18 protein-coding genes and 1 riboswitch are annotated in these 24384 nt (G+C 29.5%); of the genes, 1 reads left to right on the top strand and 17 read right to left on the bottom strand.

Annotation, left to right across the window (positions count from 1 at the left end; translation table 11 throughout):
- Positions 1–28: 28 nt before the first annotated feature.
- Positions 29–1987 (bottom strand): OPT family oligopeptide transporter, encoded by a 1959-nt coding sequence (locus BUA48_RS06185; RefSeq protein WP_072831158.1) that lies wholly within the window; start codon positions 1985–1987, stop codon positions 29–31.
- 488 nt (positions 1988–2475) lie between these two features.
- The gene (htpG, locus tag BUA48_RS06180; RefSeq protein ID WP_072831156.1) at positions 2476–4425 is read right to left on the bottom strand and encodes a molecular chaperone HtpG; all 1950 of its coding nucleotides are present in this window, start codon (positions 4423–4425) and stop codon (positions 2476–2478) included.
- A gap of 438 nt (positions 4426–4863) precedes the next feature.
- On the opposite strand from htpG, the gene BUA48_RS06175 reads away from it, so the two are divergent.
- Positions 4864–5847 (top strand): methyltransferase domain-containing protein, encoded by a 984-nt coding sequence (locus tag BUA48_RS06175; RefSeq protein WP_072831154.1) that lies wholly within the window; start codon positions 4864–4866, stop codon positions 5845–5847.
- A gap of 59 nt (positions 5848–5906) precedes the next feature.
- On the opposite strand, the gene BUA48_RS06170 is transcribed toward BUA48_RS06175, so the two are convergent.
- The 15 genes from BUA48_RS06170 to thiC all read right to left on the bottom strand — a co-directional run bounded on the left by BUA48_RS06170 (position 5907) and on the right by thiC (position 24370).
- A complete protein-coding gene (locus BUA48_RS06170) occupies positions 5907–6419 on the bottom strand; it encodes a GNAT family N-acetyltransferase (RefSeq protein ID WP_072831151.1) in 513 nt (170 codons plus the stop codon).
- 30 nt (positions 6420–6449) lie between these two features.
- Positions 6450–7142 (bottom strand): ECF transporter S component, encoded by a 693-nt coding sequence (locus tag BUA48_RS06165; RefSeq protein WP_072831149.1) that lies wholly within the window; start codon positions 7140–7142, stop codon positions 6450–6452.
- Entirely contained in the window at positions 7112–8815 is a 1704-nt protein-coding gene (locus BUA48_RS06160; protein ID WP_072831147.1) for an ABC transporter ATP-binding protein, read from the bottom strand. The genes BUA48_RS06165 and BUA48_RS06160 overlap by 31 nt, the downstream gene beginning before the upstream one ends.
- The gene (locus BUA48_RS06155; RefSeq protein WP_072831145.1) at positions 8788–9687 is read right to left on the bottom strand and encodes an energy-coupling factor transporter transmembrane component T; all 900 of its coding nucleotides are present in this window, start codon (positions 9685–9687) and stop codon (positions 8788–8790) included. The genes BUA48_RS06160 and BUA48_RS06155 overlap by 28 nt, the downstream gene beginning before the upstream one ends.
- 4 nt (positions 9688–9691) lie before the next feature.
- Positions 9692–10474, bottom strand: coding sequence for a DUF4430 domain-containing protein (locus BUA48_RS06150; RefSeq protein WP_072831143.1), 783 nt, complete (start codon positions 10472–10474; stop codon positions 9692–9694).
- Between the two features lie 336 nt (positions 10475–10810).
- Entirely contained in the window at positions 10811–13084 is a 2274-nt protein-coding gene (locus tag BUA48_RS06145; RefSeq protein WP_072831141.1) for an LPXTG cell wall anchor domain-containing protein, read from the bottom strand.
- A gap of 437 nt (positions 13085–13521) precedes the next feature.
- Positions 13522–13716: riboswitch (cobalamin riboswitch) on the bottom strand.
- Positions 13717–14031: 315 nt separating this feature from the next.
- Positions 14032–14868, bottom strand: a complete 837-nt coding sequence (gene nadC / locus BUA48_RS06140) for a carboxylating nicotinate-nucleotide diphosphorylase (RefSeq protein WP_072831139.1) — start codon at positions 14866–14868, stop codon at positions 14032–14034.
- Positions 14846–16150 carry an L-aspartate oxidase gene (locus tag BUA48_RS06135; RefSeq protein ID WP_072831137.1) on the bottom strand — a complete coding sequence of 435 codons (1305 nt, stop codon included), beginning with the start codon at positions 16148–16150 and terminating at the stop codon, positions 14846–14848. Before BUA48_RS06135 ends, nadC begins: the two co-directional genes overlap by 23 nt.
- 4 nt (positions 16151–16154) lie before the next feature.
- Entirely contained in the window at positions 16155–17066 is a 912-nt protein-coding gene (gene nadA, locus BUA48_RS06130) for a quinolinate synthase NadA (protein ID WP_072831135.1), read from the bottom strand.
- Positions 17067–17549: 483 nt separating this feature from the next.
- Positions 17550–18191: a hypothetical protein gene (locus BUA48_RS06125; protein WP_423231107.1), complete on the bottom strand. Its 642-nt coding sequence runs from the start codon at positions 18189–18191 to the stop codon at positions 17550–17552.
- An 83-nt stretch (positions 18192–18274) separates the two neighbouring features.
- Positions 18275–20299 (bottom strand): penicillin-binding transpeptidase domain-containing protein, encoded by a 2025-nt coding sequence (locus tag BUA48_RS06120; RefSeq protein WP_072831133.1) that lies wholly within the window; start codon positions 20297–20299, stop codon positions 18275–18277.
- 165 nt (positions 20300–20464) lie between these two features.
- Entirely contained in the window at positions 20465–21040 is a 576-nt protein-coding gene (locus BUA48_RS06115) for a flavodoxin family protein (RefSeq protein ID WP_072831131.1), read from the bottom strand.
- A gap of 323 nt (positions 21041–21363) precedes the next feature.
- The gene (locus BUA48_RS06110) at positions 21364–21597 is read right to left on the bottom strand and encodes a TIGR04540 family protein (protein WP_072831129.1); all 234 of its coding nucleotides are present in this window, start codon (positions 21595–21597) and stop codon (positions 21364–21366) included.
- Between the two features lie 143 nt (positions 21598–21740).
- Positions 21741–22937, bottom strand: a complete 1197-nt coding sequence (locus BUA48_RS06105; protein ID WP_072831127.1) for an MFS transporter — start codon at positions 22935–22937, stop codon at positions 21741–21743.
- Positions 22938–23062: 125 nt separating this feature from the next.
- Complete coding sequence (gene thiC / locus BUA48_RS06100) at positions 23063–24370, bottom strand: phosphomethylpyrimidine synthase ThiC (protein ID WP_072831125.1); 1308 nt, start codon at positions 24368–24370, stop codon at positions 23063–23065.
- Positions 24371–24384: the final 14 nt, after the last annotated feature.

The following is a 24384-nucleotide window of genomic DNA, read 5'->3' as shown; positions in this document are numbered from 1 at the left end:
TAAACTTTAAATTAAAATTTTATATCTTTTAAGCTTTCTTCTTAGCTTTCTTGCTATCTCCAGTAATATATTTATATACCCAGAACATTAATGCTAAGAACATAACAATTGCAAAAATCTTACTTTCTGCTAAAGCTGGTAAGATATTTGGACCTATACCAACTGCATCAGCTAATCCTAATCCAGTTAAAGCAGCAATTAATATACCTACTAAAGCATCTCCAGCAACTAATCCTGAAGCAACTAGTACACCCTTTTCAACCTTTTCTTTCTTAAGCTTTTCCTTAGCTTTGTATTTTTTATCAACTATTACTCTTAAAATACCACCAGCTAAAACACCAGCACTTAAATTCATTGGTAGATATATACCTAAAGCTACAGGCAATACTGGTAACTTAAACATTTCCATAGCAATTCCTATAGCTGCTCCTACAAGTACAAGTGTCCATGGTAACTTAGCATCCATAACCCCTTGAACAACCATTGCCATTAAGTTAGCTTGTGGTGCTGGAAGACCTGTTTCTCCTCCAATACCATAAATGTTTATTAAAAGTAGCATTGCCGCTCCACCTGCTATTGCAGATACAACTAAGCCTATTAATAAACCTATTTCTACATTTTTAGGTGTACCACCTATAATATATGTGCTTTTCAAAGCTTGTCCTGCTCCACCTGCAACAGCTGTAGCTACTGATACAATTCCTCCTGCTGTTAGCGCCATTACCATACCCGTATTACCAACTACTCCTATGGCTTTTAATATAGCTGTTATAAATAATAAGGTTGCTATGGTCATACCTGATATAGGATTGTTAGATGCACCTATTATTCCACATATTCTTGCAGATACGACTGCAAAGAAGAAGGAAAAAATAACCGCTAACAATGCTCCAACTGGATGAAGCTTAGTCATTGGTAATAACCATGATAAGAAAAATACTAAAACAGCTGCACCCATTACCCATGTTATTTTTACATCTATTTCAGTTCTCTTAGTTTCTACTGAACCAGACTTCATTCCACTAAAAGCACTCTTTATAGATTTAGCTATAATTGGAATAGCCTTTGCTAAGCTTATAAATCCACCTGCTGCAACAGCACCTGCACCAATGTATCTTACATATTCACTTCTAATTGCACTAGCTGTCATTTCTGCTATTGGAACTGTTGATGGATATAAAGGTCCAGCTAAACCTTCACCTAAAAACTTAATTAACGGTATTAATCCAAAACATGCAATTACTGCCCCTGCAAACATGTATATTGCAACTTCAATTCCCACTATAAAACCAACACCTAAAAGTGAAGCTATAGCATCAATACCAAAGATACTAGCAAAAATAGATTTTCCACCCTGTGTAACGTTAATAAGCCAAGTTGGACTTTCTGACCATAACAAAAGTCCACCTGATAAGAATTTGAAAATTCCTCCTCCAGCAAGACCAGTTACAACGCTCTTAAGTCCATCTCCACCAGCAGCTGAATTAACAAGTACCTCTGAAGCTGCCATACTTTCTGGAAATGGTAATTTACCATGTTCCTCTACCATTAAATACTTTCTTAAAGGAACTACAAATAAAATACCTAAAATTCCCCCTAAAATAGTTATTGAAACAATCTGTAATAATGTTAACTTTTGACCCCAAACTACAATTGCAGGTAAAGTAAAGACTATTCCACCTGCTAGAGCTTCTCCAACCCCAGCTACACCTGCTACTAAGTTAGCCTCTAAAATACTTCTTCTTCCAAAGGCAAATAACACCGCTGTTCCTAAAATTGATGCAGGAATAATTGCAGAGATGGTCATTCCAACCTTCAACCCTAAGTAAACATTAGCTGCTGAAAAAATTGCAGCAAATAAGGAACCAATAATTATAGACGCTATTGTTAATTCAGGTAAAGCCTCCTTAGCATTTACGTATGGAACATAATCTTCACCTTTAACCCCACCATAAGCTTCATGAGAAAGTCCTTTCTTTTCCGACATACAAAATCCCCCCTTGTATTAATGTAGTAATTATACTGATATGAATTAAGTAATGTTGTAAATAAAGATTAAAACTATTTCATAAATATTAGTTTTAATCTATTTACCATATTTTATTATTCATCTTATACTTTTATAATAACTTTGGTAATTTTTATTTCGACATTTAAAGGAACTTCTCAATAAAGAAAGGCTGTAACACTATGAATCTATATCATTATGCATTATGCATTATGTATTTATAACCAAGTATAAATACATAATATTACATATGAATTCATTAGTGCTACAGCCCTCTTTTTTAGTTTTTTGTTATCTTACTTTTTATACCTAGCTACAAATTCATAATATCTTTCTTTAATAATAAAGAATCCTTATTGAACTTTATATTTTGCTAGGTAATACATTCTTATTCAAAGCTGCTTTTAATACTTAACAACTTTATTAAGACCTATATTAAGCTCATCTTAAAATAATAAATAATTTTATTATAAAGTAATAAATAAGCTTATTAACTTATTGCTTCTTTTTATAAATTCATCTAATTGCTCTGCATTAAGATCTTTATTACCTATTAAAGCTAAGTCTAATATTTGGTTACATATTAATGATACCTGCTCCTTTTTATCTTCTACATCCTTTAAGGATAAAAGCTTTTGAATTATAGGATTATTATCATTTATAACCAAAGTCTTTTCCTCTTGGAAATTCATAGGTAAATTAGCGCCTGCAAATCTAGATTGCATTTCCTTCATTCTTCTAGAATACTCATCTACTAAAATCATAGCAGGTGTTTCTTCATTTTTAAGACTTTCAACGGAATAATTCTTTACTTTATCTCCTAATATTCCTTTAAATAGCTCTTCTAAATTTTTAGCTCTTTCCTTGTGCTCCTCACTGCTCTCTTCCTTACCCTTTAGAATTTCTGATAAATCAGAATCAATTCTACTAAAGCTAATTCCAGCTTCTTTATATTCAAGGAAAGAAATAAAATGATTATCTATTGTAGTATTTAAGATAATAGCATCTAAATCATAATCCTTAAATAATTTTATATACTGTGATTGTTGCTCCTCATCACTTACATAGAAAACCTTATTCTCATGTTTTTCCTTATAGTTTTCTAAGTAATCTTTTAAAGTAACGTACTTTCCATTTATAGTCTTGAAAATTAAAGATTCCTTAATCTTATCATAGAATCCTTCGTCCTTTAAGCATCCAAACTTAATAAATACTTGAATATCATCCCAGAAGCCTTCATAAGTTTCTCTTTCATTTTTAAATAGAGAATTTAGTTTATCTGCTACCTTTTTAACTATATGTTTAGATATCTTACTTACATCTCTATCATTTTGAAGGAAACTTCTAGATACATTAAGAGGTAAGTCTGGACAATCTATTACCCCTTTTAATAATAGTAAAAACTCTGGTATAACTTCTTTTATATTGTCTGCTACAAAAACTTGGTTGTTATATAATTTAACTTCTCCTTCTATAAGCTCAAATTCATTTTTAAGCTTAGGGAAGTAAAGTATCCCTTTTAAATTAAATGGGTAGTCCACATTTAAATGAATCCAAAATAATGGTTCATCAAAGGAATGGAATACCTTTTTATAAAACTCCTTATATTCTTGCTCTGTGCAATCCTTAGGTGCTTTAAGCCATAATGGTGTAGTGTCATTTAATGGCTTAGGTAACCCCTTTTTATCTTCCTTTTCTTCTGAGTTAACATCACCCTCAGCTTTATTAGAATCTTCGATTATTTCAGCATCCACAATTCCATCCTCTGATGCCTTGTTTAAATCACTCTCTAAATAGATTTCTACAGGTAAGAATGAACAATACTTAGTAATTATTTCTCTTACTTTATACTCTTCTAGAAATTCCTTACTATCTTCATCTATAAATAAAGTTACAGTGGTTCCTCTTTCACTTCTTGACTCTGAAGGTGCTATTTCGTACTCTATTCCCCCTTCACAAACCCATTTTACTGCCTTTGCATCTTGGGTATAAGAAAGAGTATCTATTTCAACCTTAGTAGACACCATAAAAGCAGAGTAAAATCCTAATCCAAAATGTCCTATTATGTCATTTCCTTCACTGATTTTCTCTTTATACTTTTGAACAAAATCCTCTGCTCCTGAAAAGGCTACTTGATTTATGTATTTTTTAACCTCTTCCTCAGTCATACCTATTCCATTATCACTAAAGCTTAAAGTTCCTTCTTCTTTATTCACAGATACAATTACTCTAAACTTCTCATTTTCAGGACATTCTGCCTCTCCTAAAGTAACTAATCTTTTAAACTTATTTACAGCATCACAGCCATTACTAATAAGTTCTCTAATGAAAATATCTTTGTCTGAGTACAACCACTTTTTAATTATTGGAAAAATGTTCTCTGTATGAATTGAAATATTCCCCTTTTCAAAACTCATAATTTACTCCTCCTCATATTATGTAGCTATAATATTTTATCGAATACTAAATATTCTTCTTTTAAAGATTACAGCATAGCATTATTTTTAATTTTTTATATATAAATCTAGCACCTTAAAATGCTTAGATTCTAAGCTTTATAACATTAGTTTTCGTTGTAACAATAGTACCCTGTAAAAATCTTATAAATATTATTTTAATAATGTAGCTTGCAACTGTCAACCCTGTTATAATATTACTTAATATCCTTTATTAAGAATGATTCGACTTTATTCTTTTATAAACTTAATCTTAATACTACACTCTTAATCTTACAATACACATATTCTAATTTTATTTTTAAAATCATATACTTCAATGTTAAAGCTTAAATAAAATAATTATTAATACAAAAGGCAGTATTCTAATGAAATTTAAATATAAGTGAGGTAATTAAAATGCATAAATATTTAATGGATATGTTACAGTGCCCATTCTGCCATAGTAATTTAACATGGGATATTTCTAATGAAACTGAAGAGAGATTGATTGAAGGACATGCTCTATGTACTCAATGTAATGCAACCTATGAAATTCATGATGGAATAGGTGTTTTCCTTACTCCAGAACTTCAAAGAAATGACTTATGGGAAGAATCTAATACCCTATTTCTTGAGCATCCTGAATTAGTAGATGCACTTATGGAACATGAAAATAATGACTTATGTGCTACTGACAGATTTGTTAAGGCTATGCTTTTAGATGAACAAGGAAATTTTGAAGAAGCTATGCCTTTATTTAAAAATGCTAGAGCTGATTTATACACTAAGGATATTGTTAAAGGTACTGAAAGTCAGCTTGAATTCTTATGTAACTATTTAAAAAATTCTTGTGACCCTATAGTTGATATTGCTTCTGGTAGATGTTATTTAGTTGAAGAATTAGCTAAGAACTTGGATAATTACATTGTTGCAACAGATTTTAGTCCTAGTATTTTAAAAAGAGATAAGGCTGCCTTAGAACACTTAGGCTTATATAATAAGGTAAGCTTACTATCCTTTGATGCAAGACTTACTCCTTTTAAAGATGCCTCAGTTAAAATAATGACAAGCAATCTTGGGCTTGCTAACATTCAGGACTCAGCTAATGTATTAAATGAATTGCGTCGTGTACTTGAAGGGGAACTTTTATTTATAAATCATTTTTATGCTGAAAATGATGAGCCAAATATAAATGTACTTAAATACTTTAAAGTTGATACCTTTGCCACAGAGAAAACTACTAAGGAAGCATTTAAGGCTTCAAACTTAGACCTGAAGATAGCAAATGAATTATTTGCTTATTCTACCCCTATCTCTAAGGGAGAAATCATTGATGCTGCTCCTGATATAACACCTATTGTTGCAACTAATATTAGCCTTCATATATTAAAAGCTAAATAATATATAAAAGCCATGTATATACAGAGAATAATCTCTACATATACATGGCTTTATCTCTTCTATTTATAATCTTCTTTTTTTAACTCATAATATACAACTGATTGTAAATTGCCAACTTCATCTTTCCATGAATCTATTTTAATATCTACTTTTTTAAAACCTATTTTTTCATATACATGTTGAGCTCTTTTATTATTAAGATTTGTATCTAAAATTACTTTTAAAACTTTTACTTCACTAAACAAGTAATTTAATAAAAGCTTCAAACTCTTGCTTCCGTATCCTTTTTCTTGATATGAAAATTCACATATTTTAATACCTATATCAGCAATATTATCTTCTATTAAATAGCTCATTTCTCCTATAGCCTTAGATTTTACTTCAATTATTAATCTTACTCTCTTATGAAAATCCTTAGCAATGTTTTCTATAATATCTTCCCTACTTATATGAATTCCATTAGGAAATCCTGCATGCTCCATTACTTTTCCATCATTCCACCAACTGCAAAGAATATCAGCATCTTCAAGCTTTGCATTTCTTATTAGTAACTCCCCTTCTTTTAAATACAATTTTATTCCCCCTTAATAGTAAAAAAACAACTATCTAAACAAGCCGTATTTTCTTTTTAGTCGCTCCATTTTTTCTTTCATAGGCATAGCTAATATATATAAGAATATAACTGTTGATACTGCATGTATTGTATCAAAGGGAATACTTGCAGCATAAATGGCTATAACACTTTGTGGAGTAATTGGATTAGCAGCAGCAAAAACAGTCCATAGATTTAATATGATTCCATATAAATACCCTGATATTGCTCCAAAAAGGCATATTGTAAGCTTGTTTCCAATTACTTTATGCTTATATAAAACCCCTGCTAAAAATCCTATTATACCAAAACCAAACATTTGCCACGGTGTCCAAGGTCCTTGCCCAAAGAAAAAATTCGATACTAAAGCTGATATAGCTCCTGTTAAAAAACCAGCCTCTGCACCAAATGAAATACCTGTTATAATAACTATTGCTGCAACTGGCTTAAACTGTGGCAACATAGCAAAAGCAAATCTACCTATAGCAGCTATAGCTGACATAACTGCTATTGGAACTATTTCCCTTGCCCTTGGCTTCCTACTTTCAAAAATTGAAAAGAAGGGTGCCATAGCTAAAATAACAAGAATCACACTTATTAACCAGTAATTTTTATTTCCATTCTTAACTGCCATAACAAGGATTATAGGTATTATTATAAGGCTAATTATAGCTATTTTAAATGATTTTTTTCTTTTTTCCATAACTTCACCACATCTTCAACCTTTAATATATTATTTAAAATTCCTCTTGTCATTTTATTTGCAGCTGTTGTGTAAAAAGAGTTTCCACAGAAAAATTCTCTTGGTGTTCCCTTGGAAGTTATGCCTCCATCAAAGAACATTGCACATCTATCAGCATTTTCTGCTGCAAATTCTATATCATGAGTTACCATTAAAATAGTTACTCCACTTTTCTTTAATTCTTCAAAAATTTTTCCTAATTCTCTTTTAAAACTACCATCTATTCCCTTTGTAGGTTCATCTAGTATTATTATTTTAGGATCTAATAAAAGCACCTTAGCTAAAGCTGCTTTTTGCTGTTCTCCCCCACTTAAATCATAGGGATGAGAGTTAAGTAATTCTTCTATCTTTAAAGTTTTACTTACTTCTTTTATTTTATTTTCTCTTTCTTCCTTTTTTACGTCCATACCATCAAATACTTCTTTAAGATCCTCTAATAAGGTACTTTTAACAAATAAACTTTGAGGATCTTGAGGTAATACCCCTAAGTTTTTATTAAATAATTCTTTAAGTTTATACTTACTTACCTTTTTATTATTTATATAAACTTCTCCCCTATATGCCTTATTATTTCCTGCTATAACACCTAGTGTAGTACTTTTACCTGTTCCATTTCCACCAAGTATACATAAAAGTTCATTTTTATATACCTTAAGATCAACTCCTTTTAATATATCTGGAGCATTTCTATCATATCTAAACCATATGTCCTTAAGCTCAATAACCGTATCTTCTTTTGTATAACTTTTTGCTTCCTTGCTTTTATCTAAGCTTACTTCTTTAAGCACATCACTTAAAGCTTGGAAATTTTCCCTTGCCCACTCTCTTCCTTCTTTTATTGTAATAGGAGCACTTCCACTGCCATCACATTCTTCAAAAATTCTAGTAGGTGTAGGAAGTGAATAAAACATTGGATGTTTATTTTCTTTATCACTTATTATCTTTCCTATTTTTCTAGGACTTTCAACTCCTACTATTTTCCCCTCTTCCATTAATACAACTTTATCTGCTGCTGAAAATACATCTTCTATTCTATGCTCTGTTAGCACAACAGTTATCCCAAGTTCTCTATTTATCTTATAAATAGTCTCTAAAAATTCCGCTGCTGCTATAGGATCTAGTTGAGATGTAGGTTCATCTAATATTAAAAGTCTAGGTTGCATAGCCATTATAGCTGCTAAATTTAATAGCTGCTTTTGACCGCCACTTAGTTCGCTTACATCTTTTCTAAACCAAGTTTGTATTCCAAAGAAACTTGCCATTTCTGATACTCTTCTTCTAATTGTTTCGGAATCTAATCCCAAACTCTCAAGTCCAAATGCAAGTTCATGCCAAACTTTATCGGTAACTATCTGATAATCAGGGTTTTGCATTACAAAACCAATTTCTGAGGCTGACTTTCTTTGGTCCAGGCTTTTTAAAGGTATTCCATCATATAATATTTCTCCTGAAAACTCTCCAAAGGGTGCTAATTCATTCTTTAGTTGCTTTAAAAGAGTACTTTTACCACAACCTGACTCTCCTATTAGTAAAACGAACTCTCCCTCTTTTATATTCAAATTTATATTATCTAAACTTTTCTTGTTACTCTCATCATAACTAAAGTTTAGATCTTTGATTTTAATAAGTTCCATCTTATTGCCTCCTCGACTTCAATTGCAAGAGGGAAAAACACTAGTATTCCATAACATATATACATAAATATAGTTATTATATTTGTTTTCTTCATGTATATATTAGGATAAAATTGCATGGTATTTATACCATATACATATCCTAAAGTACAAACCGAAATTAAAAAACATAAAATTGCTATAGCTACTTTATCTCTTTTTTCTAACTTATATAAAGAAAAACTTGTTCTTCCGCTTAATCCGTAACCTCTCCCTCTCATAGAATCTGCCGTTTGCACCCCATTTTCTAAAGCCCATGTAATAAGAATTGATATTATAGTACAACCGTGTTTTACTCTTTGAATCACAGTTCCATTATTTATATCTCTTCCTATATTTCTTTGAGAGGTTCTAATTTTTTTAAGTTGTTGTTTAAATTTAGGTACAAAACTTAAAGTCATTGATATTAACAAGGCTATAGCTGGTACAGTCTTACTAAACATATAAATAAACTTTTCTGATGTAATTACCTTATTGTAACAACTAAACACCATAACCATATTTATAAGCATTACTGCTGTAGCTATTCCATAAAGAAAGGATTCTAAGGTCATAGGCTTATTATTCAAATAAAATAATATTGTCATTCCCTGATGACTAAACAATGGATTTAATACTATAATCATAATCATCATTGGAAGTAAAAAATATAAATTAAATTTTATTGCCTTCACTCCATTTAAACTTATTGAATAAATAAAGAAAGCACTTAATCCTATTATTAAAAATATAGGATGCATAAATATCATATTAAAAACTATAACTGATGCAAAGTATAAAAAGTTTACTACTGGATGATACTCTGCAAAGCTATTGTATGATTTGAGTTCCATAAACTTATAGATCCTTTCCTAAATCACATGTATATTTCCATTCTATTCTATCACCATTTTTCACATTTATACGGCTACATCCCTTATTAGGAAATACACCATTTACACTATACATCCATCCACTTAAATCTCCTCCATCAAACTCATAAAGGTTTTGTATTCCTCTGATGTAAGCAGTATTATAAACTGGTGACTCAACGAAATCTAAATGTATTCTCTTTTCCCTTGTCACTCTTGAAAGTACTTCAAAAACTGACTCTCCTTCTGTAATTTCTACCTTTTGTTCTCCTAATATTACACCATTGGAAGGTATGATTCCTTTTTTACTCTCATCTACTTTATCCATGTTATCTAAAAGTGTATTACATGTTATAGATAAAGTAACATACTTAGCAGCTGGCTCTGGTTTAGGTGCTGGTTTTTCTGTATTATTATTTGATGGAGTCGAAGGTGTATTATTATTTGATGAAGATGAACTTTCTTGTGATGGAGATTTAGTTTCCTCATTTGAAGGTTTATTCTCTAAACTAGAAGCTGCACTTCCATCCTTGTTTTCTTCCTTATCATCTTTGCTTTTATCTGAGTTTTCCTCACCATCTTTATTTTCTTCAGGTTTTTCCTCTTCCTTGTTATCTTTCTCATTATCAGATACCTTATCAGCACCGCTGTCATTTTTTTCTATAGCTACCTGTCCTGAGCTTTCCTTCTTATTATCATTATTTCCACAACCTGTAAGCATAGTAATCCCTAATACTAAACTTAATACTAAAGCAATTCTCTTTTTCATAATTTTCCTCCACTTATATTATTATAAGTATAGTAATTAAAAATTATAAAAATTTCTTACCTATACTTAATAATATATAAAATTATTAATTTCAGCTTAGTAACTTAAGAGTGTTTGTGGAAATACATTGTTAAATTTCATTAATATAGTATAACACCCTACATTGACTGTCAATGATACTATTTCCACTTTACCCTATATTTGAAACTTATAAATAAAATAATTAAACTAAACTTAATCATTTTTTCTAAACTTCTTTAATTTTAATATTAAACGCTAAAGAGTACTTATTTAAAATTTCTTCCAAATAAGTACTTTCTAGATTAACTTTTGTAACTATTTCTCATTAACTCTTTTTTTCTTACTTAATGCAATACCACTAATAACTAATATCATACCAACTAATATGAATTCCCATGGTATACTTACCCCTGTTTGAGGTAATGCACTATTATTTCCTACATTGTTTGAATTACCTCCAATATTAGGCTTAGAGTTATCATTACCATTGCCTGGCTCCTCTACAGGCTTAGATGGATTTTCTGCTTCAAGTTTATCAATTATCTTTTTAGCTTCTAAAACTTCATCAAAGTGTTTTACATAAACCTTATCTCTATCATCTAAAGCTTCATATCTTTTTATTAAGTCATAAACTACTTCTTTATCTTCTAAAGTTATATTTGATGGATTTATTTTATTCCATATATCTTCTTCTATTGAATTTACTTCAGCTCTAGTTTTATCAATTTTAGCTTTAGCAGTTAATATTTTATCTTTATTAGTTACTTTTTCTTTTTGACTTTCTGTTAAATTATTAAAATCCTTATAAATTGAATTAATTAATTCTTCTTTATCTAAAACTATATCTTTTAATTCAGGTAGAGTATCAATTTTAACTATTATATTCTTGATTAATTCCTCTTCTTCTAAAGCTTCTATAGTTTTCTTAGCATCTAATAATTTATTTATATTAGTCACCTTAGCTTTATGACTTTCTGGTAATCTTTCATAGCTACTAAATAATTCATTTACTTTTTCTTTGTGACTTAAAGTAATATCCTGTGGTAACTTTTCTATCTCACTTAATAATCTTTCAACTTCTTTATCACTATTTTTTAGCTCTTCCATTTTATTAAGTGCAGCTTGTAATTTATCATAGTTTGTTACCTTAGCTTTTTCTGCATCAGATAAATCATTATATCTTTCTAAAGCACTGTTTATAATTACCTCATTATTTAAAGTTATATCTTCTGTATTAGGTAGCTTGTATATAAGTTTTATTACATCCTCTGAACCGAAAGCACCATCTAAAGTATTTTTAAACTTAAATACCTTTCCTGAATCATTTTTAAAGTATATACTTCCATCTTCATCTATAGCAGCAGATGATGAATTATATTGTTTACTACTTGGTGTAGCTATCTCTTCAAAAATTGGTTCTGTATTACCTTCAAAATCTTTTACAGCATATATAACATCTGGATTAGTGTATTTAAATGCATATAAATATACTGTGTTTTTATTCTCCTTTGTAGCATAAGCAGTAGTTAAAATTGGTGATGACTGAGTTTGTATATCATTTATTTGATAAATTACTTCTAAAGTTTTAGCATCTAAAACTGAGAAGCCAGCACCACTACTAATTCCACCGCCACCTACATATACTCTTCCATTATATGTTACTGGACTTGATGTTATATCTTGTCCAATTTTTGTTGTTAATAAAGAGCTTTTATCAAAAGTTCCATTAGAATTAATTTTTATAGAGTGAATGTTTCCAGCCTTAGTAGTTATAAATACTCTTCCTAAATTCCTGTCATAATGAACAGAAGATCTTATAGCTTCATTAAGCTCTAATTTATCAGTAATTGTATTATCAGTTAAGTTGTGTATAACAACTTCACCTTTCTCACCACCAAAAACTATGCTATTTCCAACCACAGTTCCTGCACTCCAATAGTAACCTGACTTACCCACCTCTGGTGCATATGTCCAAGTATATTCCTTTATTTCATCAACTTTCGATGGGTCCTCATCCTTTGCTGAAACAGCATAGAACATTCCTTTATCTGCTGAGCCATTAGTAGTTCCCATATAAACATGCCCATTGTAATATACAGCTGGTGATAAGGCTTGTAAATACATATCCTTTGGAGTAACTTCTGTTATCCATAAGGATTCTAGTGTATTTGCATCAAAGCATTGTAATCGTCCTGCACCTATAGGTATAAATAATTTTCCCTCTCCATAAGACATTCTTGAGAAAAATCCAATATTTTCTGCCAGTGGAGCTGACTTTATGACTTCTCCAGTGTTTCTATCAAGCATCTTTATATTAGAGCTATCTGTAATATATACATACTGTCCTACTATAATAGGATCACTATAATTCCAACCTGATCCTATTTTGACTGCCCAGTCCTCTTCAATTTCTGCTGAAGTTCTTGGTGCTTTGCTGTCAGTTATTCCTGGATTTAATACTTCCCCTCTAAATTGTGGCCATGCAGACTCTTTTCTAGGTGAAGCAAAAGTTGATGTTGCACTTATAGCAAATACACATGTTGCTAAAGCAGCACAAATTAATCCTCTCACTTTAATAGATCTTTTCATCTTTGTTTCCCCTTTCGGCATTACATAAAATAATAATTTTATATTTATTACCTCATAATTGAATTATTGAGCAATAAAAAAATCTCATAATAAAATAATAATTTTATATTTATTACCTCATAATTGAATTATTGAGCAATAAAAAAATCTCATAATAAAATTATGAGATTTAAGTATACATATGGAAATTTTAAAAAGTTTTAAGTTATCTCTTAGAGACTTGTCCTTTTATACACATTTTAAGTATTGTGCACAATAAACACACATCTCCTAATAAGACTTTATTATAAACTAATAATTTATCTTAACATTTTACAAAGAATTGAATTTATAAATTTTCGCAACTTTATAAACGTAAATCTTATATTTACATGATAATTTATTAATTTGTAGTAATATAACTTAATTCTTAATATACGATCTTAACTTCTCACCGAAATTTTTAATACTTAATGGCAGGTCTCCTGACTTAAAGCTTCAAACCTACTCCTCTACCTTCCCAAGTTTATATACTCAGTGGTTATCATGTTGATTCTTAGAGTTTCGTAGCTCTTACAGTAACGGTGGCTGTTGTGGATTTTCACCACATTCCCTTTTAATTTTGCAAAAACACCATAAAGTGCGTAATATTAAATTTTATTTATGAAATTAAAACATTTATTTGCTTTATAAATATATTATTTGAAGTTCAGATTTATTCTACATACATTTATACAAATGAATTGTAATTCATCTTTAACTTTCATCTTCATATTAAATCATATAACTATATTTGTCAACGAAATAATTAATAATGATTATTGTTTCCTTTATTATAGGATTTCTATTTTAATATAGTGACTTTCTGATAATAGCTATATTTATTCTATAATATCAGTTAGCACTAAATAGTTATAGTATGTTTCTTAAAATACACATACTACAACTATTTTCATCTCCCATTATCTTTATATATTTTTTAGATTCTTCATGCTTAAATCTAAGATTTTAGCTGAATGTGTTAAAGCACCTACAGACACATAATCTACTCCAATTTTCCCTATTTCCTCAATTGTATTTAGGTTCACATTCCCAGAAAATTCAGTAAGTGCCTTATCTCCAATTAGATCTATTGCTTCACTTGCCATATCTAAGGTCATATTATCAAGCATTATTATATCGGCTTTAGCTTCAAGTGCTTCTTTCACCATTTCTAAACTTTCAACTTCAACTTCTATTTTTCTCACAAAAGAAGTATTTTCTCTTGCAAGCTTCACAGCATTCTTGATTCCACCTGCTGCACTTATGTGATTGTCCTTAAGCATTACACCATCTGATAAGTTAAATCTATGATTGAAACCTCCACCTATTTTCACAGAATATTTTTCTAAAATTCTTAAATTAGGTGTTGTTTTTCTTGTATCAAGCAATTTTGTTTTAGATTCATTAAGCTTAGATACAAACTTATTTGTTAAAGTTGCTATTCCACTCATTCTCTGTAATAAGTTTAAAGCTATTCTTTCCCCTAAAAGTATATTTCGTGTACTTCCTTTTAAAAAAGCTATTTTCTCCTTTGGATATACCTTGTCTCCGTCATTTTTATATAATTCAACTTCTACACTTCCTAGTATTTCAAAAACCCTTTTAAATACTAGAAGCCCTGCAATTATACCCTCTTCCTTACAAAGCAAATCAACAGTAGATAAGCTCTCTTCACCTATTATTGAATTAGTTGTTATATCTTCATTAGGAATATCCTCTAGAAGCGCATCTTTTATTATTTTATCTACAATTAAATAATTCATAATCTAAATCCTTACACCTTTCTCTTAAAGCACCTATGACCATTCTTTCATTTCTAATGCTTAATTCTTCAATGCTTTCATTTAAGTTACTTACCCTTACAGTCTTAACTTTATTATAATGTATAATATTATTTATATCTATTGCAGCCCTCTTAGAAAAAACAAGTCCCTCTAAAAGTGAAGTGCTTGCTAATCTATTAGCACCATGAACCCCCGTACAACTTACTTCTCCTACAGCATAAAGGTTTCTCATGGAAGTTTTAGAATCTACATCTACTTCTATACCTCCCATAAAATAATGTTGAGCTGGTGAAACCTTTATATAATCCTTTGTAATATCCGTTCCCTTCTTCAAACATTCTCTATATATGAAGGAAAATCTATTTTTTATATATTCCTCACCTAAAAATCTTATATCTAAATTAACATATGGTTTTTCATCTTTTTTCATTTCTTCAAAAATAGCCTTTGAAACTACATCCCTCGGAAGAATCTCGTCCACAAATCTTTCTCCCTTAGAATTTATAAGCTTTCCACCCTCTCCTCTTATAGCCTCTGATATAAGTAATCTCTTATCATCTACATTCTCTTCATAAAAAGCCGTTGGGTGTATTTGTATATAATCTATATCTTTTAACTTAATCTTATGTTTAATAGCCGTTGCTATACCATCACCTTTTAATATCCTTTGATTAGTTGAATTATTAAATAATCCACCAATTCCTCCCGTTGCTAATACTACTGCCTTAGCATATATATTAATTTGCATATTGTCCTTAATTACAATAGCCCCAGTACACTTCCCTTTATCTTCTATTATATCTACAAAATAAGAATCCTCAAAAATTCTTATATTATCTCTTAATAAAGCTTCCTTAATTAAAGCTTGTGCTACACTTTTTCCTGTATAATCCTTTGTATGAACTATTCTATTTATACTGTGAGCACCTTCCTTAGTGAAACTTAAATCCTTACCCTCTTTATCAAACTCAACCCCTAAGCCTATTAATTCATCTATGTTTTCCATAGACTCATCTGCTAATATCTCTACAGCTTTTATATCATTTTTGTAATGCCCTGCCCTTAAAGTGTCTTGCACAAAGAATGGCTTGTCCTCTTCGTTTCGTGCAGTTGCAATTCCTCCTTGAGCTAAATAGGTATTACTACTTTCTAATTTACTTTTTGATACTACTAATATGTTTAAATCTTTTCTTAAGTTTAAGGCACAATAAAGACCTGCTACCCCTGAACCAATAATTAATACGTCAACTATATTATCCATGTCACTATTTAGCCAACTTATGCATGTTTTCTAGAGAAATAAATGCCTTTTCTCTAATATCTTCATCTAGAATCATTTCATTTTTCATATTAAGTAAAGTATCATATAAACCTTCTAAAGTAGTCTTTTTCATATCTTCACAACATATTCTTCCGCCTGGAATATGAAAGTTTTTATTAGGATTTTTCTTTTTTAATTGGTGTAAAACGCCTTCTTCTGTTGCAATAATAAAATCCTTAGCTGAACTTTTAGTAGCAAAATCTATTATACCGCTTGTACTTCCTACATAATCCCCAAGTTCTCTAACTTCTTTCACACATTCAGGGTGAACTAATATTTGAGCATCCTTATATTTATCTTTTAGATCTAAGATAGCACTCTTCTCAATTTTATTATGGTATTTACAATATCCATCCCATAAAATAAATTCTTTCTTTGGAAATGCTTCTGCTATATACTGTCCTAAATTCTTGTCTGGTAAAAATAAAACTTCTTTGTTAGGTATATTTTTAAGTATATTTAAAGCACTTGAAGAAGTAACAGATACATCACAATGTGCCTTTACCTTTGCCGTTGAATTTATATAGCATACTACATAAGCATTAGGATACTTTTCTTTTAATTTTACTAATTCCTCTTCATTAGCCATATCTGCCATAGGACACCCTGCATTTTCACAAGACATTAATACTGTTTTCTTTGGTGATAAAATCTTAGCACTTTCAGCCATAAATTTAACTCCACATAAAACAACAACATCTTCCTTACAGTCCTTAGCTATTTCACTTAGATAATAGGAATCCCCTACAAAGTCAGCTAAATCTTGAACCTCTCCTGGTTGATAGTAGTGAGCAAGTATAATAGCATTTTTTTCTTTTTTTAACTTTAAGATATCCTCTACAATGTTTCTCTCCATGATTACACCGTCCTAAAATATTACAGCTGTATATACACCTGCAAAGTCATTATAACACCACTATTTTCTATCTTCAATATTAAGTTGTATTAATAACTATTTTTATAAATTATGTATGAAATTAAAGGAGAACTAAATTATAATTGAAATCCTTACAGTTCTTAAGTTGTAAGTATTTAGTATTTCATTTCTTTAATAGATTGTATTGCAATTTTCAATAATATAACTTTTAAAATTTATAAGTCCTATTTTCAGTTTTATTTTATAAGTCCTTTAAAAAATATATTTTATATACATTATTAATTACCTTAAACTTTAATCCTAAATACATAAACCTATCTAGCATAAATGAGTATTTTAAAATAAAAAAAGAACAAGATATAGAAAAGAGAAGCTCTTTTCTATATCCTATTCTTATCTTTGCAGTTTACTTTCTGATTTACAGATTTATAATTTATTTCCTTGAAAATATTTAATTATATATTACTTACAATAAAGTACCTTAAAGCCTTTACCTGCTGGTACTATTTTTATTTTAAGTATTTTTTGAAGCTGTGTAAAATTCTTAAGTGGGTGTACATACTTAGGATCATTTCTCTTTAAGATTAATTCAATCATAGGAATTATATCCTTTTTCTGTTTTACACTTAATCTATTTTTATCTCTTATGCACCAAGAATTAATATATTTTATTGTAGTCCAAATTTGCTCATCTACAATTTTATTAATATCCATAAGTACCCAAGTAAAATCTTTTCTTCTATCCCCTTCTGGATAAGCTAATTTAAAGAACTCAATAAATTCATTAGTAGCTCCTGGATCTTTCTCCTTTACAAGCTTTCCTAATTGATCTTTCAATTGATTCTTTAAATACATAATTGTGTTTGGCTTTATGTTACTTGCCATATCATCTATAGATTTATATATTAAATTATAAGTATCTTGAATTTGCTTTTCTGTTACATTAACATGTTTAAGAGCTCTTGTAATTTCAATATATTCAAGTACTGTTTTCTTAGTATTTAACTCTTTATTATATAGCTCTTGCCAAATCTCCTTAGCATTTAAACCTTCTAATTTTTTAGCCATATCCTCATTCATAGAATTATTTTTTTCTGTTGTCATAAAATACCTTCCTTATTCCATTGCATATATTTTTATATATAATTTTCACTTATTCTACTCATTATATCACAATATACGCTAATCTATTTTGAATTTAAATAGTATTCTATAGAATTTTTAACTTTTGGTATTACTACAGAGGAACCGCCTCTATTCTTTACATCTTCTATTATCATAGATAAAACAATTTTAGAGTCGTCTGTATCTAAAGCTACAAACCAAGCGTCTTCTTTACCATTTTCATCACTTTGTGAAGATTTTATTTCAGCCGTTCCAGTTTTTCCTGCTAAATTCACACCATTTATTTTAGCTCCAGCAGCTGTACCATCTGCATCCTTAATAGGAGCTGAAAATGCCTCTACTAAATTACTTAAGTTAGCTTCAGATATTGTTTTCTCTTTCAATACCTTAGCTTCTGGATTTTCACTTAAAACTAGTCTTGGATTCATTATATTACCCTTGTTTCCTAAGGCACTGTATGCCAAAGCAACTTCTAAAGGTGATACCATAACTTCACCTTGTCCATAAGCCGTATCTGCTAATAAAATTTCCTTATCTAACTTTCCATCATTAGATATTTGAGAATTATCCATTGGATAGTCAAACTCAAGTTTATCACCTATTCCAAACTTTTTAGCAGTTTCTATATACTTTTCACTTCCTAACTCTAATGCAACTTGCGCAAAGTATATATTATCTGAATACTTAACTGCATCTCTTAAATTAATTGGTCTACCTGGGTCAGTAACTCTTGTAACAGAGTATCCACCCCATGAAGTATCCTTTTGCCATGAAATACCTTTAATATCCTTAGTTCCTGTCATATCTATTATTCCATTATCTAATCCTGCTGTTGCTGTTATTAACTTCATTACAGAGCCTGGAGAATACACATCATTAAATCTATTCTCCATATCAGCCTTTTTATTTCCTTCCCATTTTTGACTTTGAGCTTTTGTAATATACGTTGTAAAGACATTAGAATTATATGATGGTGATGTTACCATAGCTAAAACCTCTCCAGTTTTTGGATCAACAGCTGTTGCAGCACCCTTATCACCATTCATTTCTGCATACACTTTAGCTTGTAACTCTGAATCTATAGACAGTTTTACGTCCTTTCCATTCTCAAGCTCCCTTTCAGCTATAGGAATACTTTCACTTCCTCTTTCTATATAAATTTTAGCTCCATTTTTTCCTTTTAAAGTATCTTCATAAACCTTTTCTATTCCTGCTTTACCAATTAAACTATGTAAACCATAACCCTTACCTGAATTTTGTTGTAATTCCTCTTCAGTCACAGGTCCTATATATCCAACCAAAGCTCCTAATGCTTCACTATCTGAATATATTCTAGATTTTTTGGTTTTTATTAAAATGCCTTCATCTACTCTACCACTTAACTTTTTAGTTTTTTCATCATTAGATAATATATCCACTATAGGTACGAAATGATCTGGATTAGAATTATTGTTTAATTTACTTTCTATGGTTTCAACACTAATATCTAAGGTTTCCGCCATTTCTTTAATCTTTTCTTCTTTATTTTCTTTATCAAAAACTACAGGATGTATACCTATAATACTTAGTTCTCCGTCAACAGCTAATTCTTTATTATTTCTGTCTAAAATTTTCCCTCTACTTGCTTCCTTATCATCAACTCTAACTTTATCATTAGGAATCATTTTAGGAAAAATAAGTGACTCATCCCACTTAATTTTATACTCTTTATCTTCTTTTATGATTTTAACTTTATAATCTTGTAAATCTATACTTCCCGCCACAGTATCCATGGATAATTTAAATGGAAGAACATTTTCATTTTCTGCTTTTTCCACCTCTCCATTGTTTTCTATAGCTATATTATTAGCTTCTATGGCATCATAAATATTATTATATCTCTCTACAAACTTTTCTTCTGTTATATATGCCTTAGATTCAGTACTCAGCATTGCATACATAGACTTAAAATCCTTAGCAATCCATTTATCCTTATACTCATTGAAAGCATTTTGAACCTTATCTGTTTTAGAACATCCCACAGTAAATAATGAAATTAAAATTATCATCATAAACCCTAGAATAGTTTTTTTGCTAAACCCTCTCATAGTTATCATCTCCTCTTCACAGTTTCTCTATATTAGTAACCTTATCTTCTAATTTAATTAATATAGTTATTCTTATTATAGAACCTAAACTTTGCTAATTCAATTAATTAAAGTAAATAATATTGTTAATACTTACTATTATGAGCATTATTAATACACTTAACTTTATTCCTGATTATTTTTACTAAACCCTACAAGTCTTTTCCCTAAATCTAAAGCTTCTTTTACCTTTTCTGCATTTTGTTTGAAATCCTCTTTAAACTGTACTCTCTCTACCGTAAATCCTTCAACTGGATTTATTCCTAAATGTCCATAATAATGTTCTATTGTATTTATCAAATGTATATTTTCTTCAACTCTTGTACCTGTTCTAACGGCTATAGAAACACCTATCTTACCCTTAGGTACTAAAGTTTCTCCATTTGTATCACTTAAGGGAGTCGACCTATCAAAAAATACCTTTAATTGCCCAGTAACATCACCCCAATAAGAAGGTGAAGCTATTAGTACTATGTCTGCATCCAGTAAATCTTCAATTATTATGTTCATATCATCATCTTGAATACATTTCTTTGTCTTATAACATTGCATACATCCCTTGCAATAATTTATATCCATATCTCCAAGAACATATCTTCTAACTTCTATATTACTTTCTTTCATTCCCTCTATAATTGTGTCCATTATACATGCTGTACTCCCATTTGACTTTGGACTTCCTATAATACATATTGCTTTCATAATTTAATTCCCCCTATTTTTTATATAAGTAATAAAGATATTTTCAATATAAATTTCTCAATTTTCTAAATTTTATTTTTTTTATAAACCTTTTATGAGCTTCTTCATTTACAATAAGTTCATTTATAAGACTTAAATACTTTTTTAATATATACTCACCATAAAGTTAATTTAGTATATCATTCTTTTTACTATATAATATAGATGCATATTATACTGATTTGCCTCTATATTTAAATGTAATATAAAAGCTCAGTTTTGCAGAAATTATTCTCTACAAAACTAAGCTTTTACCAAGTTGCTTATTATCTTAAAGCTATATATTAAGAATTTTTATTTTCTTCTATTATCTTCTTAATTACTTCTAAGGCTTCTTCACCAATTATAACTTCTAATTTAGATGCAATCTTTCCATCTTTGATTCCATCATTAGCTTCAACTACACCCATAATCTTATCACTTAACTTTTCATAAGTCATAAGTCCTTCAAAGTATAAATCAACTAAATCCTTTAAATGCGTTGCTAGTTCCTTTGGATTTTTATAGCTCTTTCTCATGTTTTTCTCCTTAATGATATTAAAATAAATATTATAAAATTTTCTTTATATTAGTATATATTTTACTATATTATACTACAGTAAATTCACTTTACAATAGTAAATTTCTTATTTTAGAAGACTATTTTATATAAAATTTATCTTCATCTTACTTTCTTAAATAATGTTAGAATATAATTAATTATAACCATACCTATTATACAACTTCCCATAACTATATAACTAAACTTATATCCAAGCTTGCTGAACATAAATGCTAATATTAAAGAATAAATAGCCTTTATTATATTGGTAACTAAACTATTCAGAGATGAAATAGTACTTTTCATATTATCCTCTGGTGATTCCTCTAATACCATATTCTCTAATATTAGTTCCCAACTTCCAAAACAAATTTGCTGCACCATTATACCTAAAAGCACAATATATAAACTTGAGGTTTTACTAAAAATAAAAAATGTACTACTTATTAATATCATATATGTATAAAAAATTGAATACGTTGAATATTTTCTAACTAATTTAGAGGAAATTTTATATCCTATTCCCATAAATATCATAAAGCTTGCATATAAACTTCCATTATATTTACTTGGAAAATTCAGCTTTTGAAGAAGTATTTGATAATATTCAAAGTTAATAATCAAAAATGTAAAGGTTATAGAGGTATATATTATTATTTTCATAAGATACTTATTTTCTAGTAAATTCTTTATAGCATCTTTAGTCAAGATATATACTTCCTTAAAAAAACTTTTTTTCCATATTTCCATATAACTTACCATACTATCTCTAGGCAATGAAAATACAACTATAAAAGCAGCAATACCCATAATAAAGGTAATTGCAAAATTATAATATGGATTAATATTATAAATTATAGAGCTAATTATAGATAAAATAGCTAAAAACCATTTAGATATATACCTTATATCTCCAGTTACCTTTAAAAAATCATCCTTTGTATTATTCTTTATATAATTATGTAAATATGATGAATCTGCACCTGATATAAATGAAATACTAACTCCCAACATTATTTGTGCTATTATAAATCCTGTGTAGCTCGGCAAGAATATATATACTATAGAGTGTGCTGAAAAAAATACACTGGCTATAAGCATAGATAATCTCCTACTTACCTTATCTGCTATTATTCCTGTAGGAAGTTCAAAGAAGGTAACAGTAAAGGCAAATATAGACCTCAATACCCCTATTTCCCCATATGAAATATTAAAAGCTATCATGTATAAAACTCTAATAGATAAAATTAAATTTGTACTTAATAGTATACGAATAAGTAAAAACTTTAAGTATACCTTGTCCTTATTTATTATCATGTCTACTCTCCCCAATTATATCCTTAGCCCTATTATACAACATAAATAATTTATTAATAGCAATAATATAAAAACCTATAGGGTAGACTCTAAGATTAAGCCTACTCTATAGGTTGAGTTTTATTTTAGTCTCTTAATATATTTAAATCTTCTCCATTTAATATCTTTTTCATAGTTCTCATAGAACACATCTTTCCACACATTGTACAACTTTCTTCATCATGTGGTTTTGACTCTGCTCTATATCTTTCAGCTTTTTCCTTGTCTAAAGCAAGATCAAACATAGTGTTCCAATCAATATCAGCTCTAGCTTTACTCATTTTATTATCCCATTCTCTTGCGCCCTTAATACCCTTAGCTATATCTGCAGCATGTGCAGCTATCTTAGTTGCTATTATTCCTTCTTTCATGTCATCTAAGTTAGGAAGTCTTAAGTGTTCAGCTGGAGTAACATAACATAAGAAGTCTGCCCCATAGGTAGCAGCAATTGCTCCCCCAATAGCTGAAGTTATGTGATCATATCCTGGAGCTACATCTGTAACTAGAGGACCTAACACATAAAAAGGTGCACCATGACATAATTTCTTTTGTATAACCATATTGCTTTCTATTTCATTTAAAGCCATATGCCCTGGACCTTCTACTATAATTTGTACATTTCTTTCCCATGCTCTTTTAGTAAGCTCACCTAAAACTATTAATTCCTTTATTTGATTGGCATCTGTTGAATCAGCAATTGACCCTGGTCTTAATGAATCTCCTAAAGAAATAGTCATATCATATTTTTCACATATATCTAATAATTTATCAAAATGCTCATAAAAAGGATTTTCCTTATTATTAAGCTCCATCCATGCAAATAATAAAGATCCACCCCTTGAAACTATATTAGTAAGTCTTTTATTTTCTTTAATAGTCTTTATAGCTTCTCTGTTAATTCCAGCATGTATAGTAATAAAGTCTACACCATCTTCCCCATGCTTTTCTACAACCTGTAAAAACTCTTCAGCTGTTATATCCTTAAGCTCCTTATCATAAAAACCTACAGCATCATAAATAGGAACTGTTCCTAGCATAGCTGTTGACATTTCAACTATTCTTTTTCTCATCCCCTCAGTTTTACCATAGTTAGAAAGGTCCATTATAGCTTCAGCTTTCATTTCTAAAGCTACTCTCACTTTCTCTAACTCTTTTTCACATTCTGGACAATCCTTTGAAATTCCAAGGTTAACATTAATTTTAGTTTTTAAGCCTTGTCCTACTCCCTCAGCACTTAAAGTTTTATGGTTCTTATTAGCAGGAATAGCTACCTTACCCTCTGCAACTAATTCTCTTAGTTCCTCTACCTTCATGTTTTCCTTTGAAGCAACAATTTCCATTTCCTTAGTTATAATGCCCTTTTTAGCAGCATCCATTTGAGTAGTATAATTCATTTTTTATATCCCCC

The sequence above is a fragment of the Clostridium collagenovorans DSM 3089 genome (assembly GCF_900130005.1).
GTDB lineage: Bacteria > Bacillota > Clostridia > Clostridiales > Clostridiaceae > Clostridium_D > Clostridium_D collagenovorans.
This window is presented reverse-complemented; position numbering and strand designations above follow the sequence as displayed.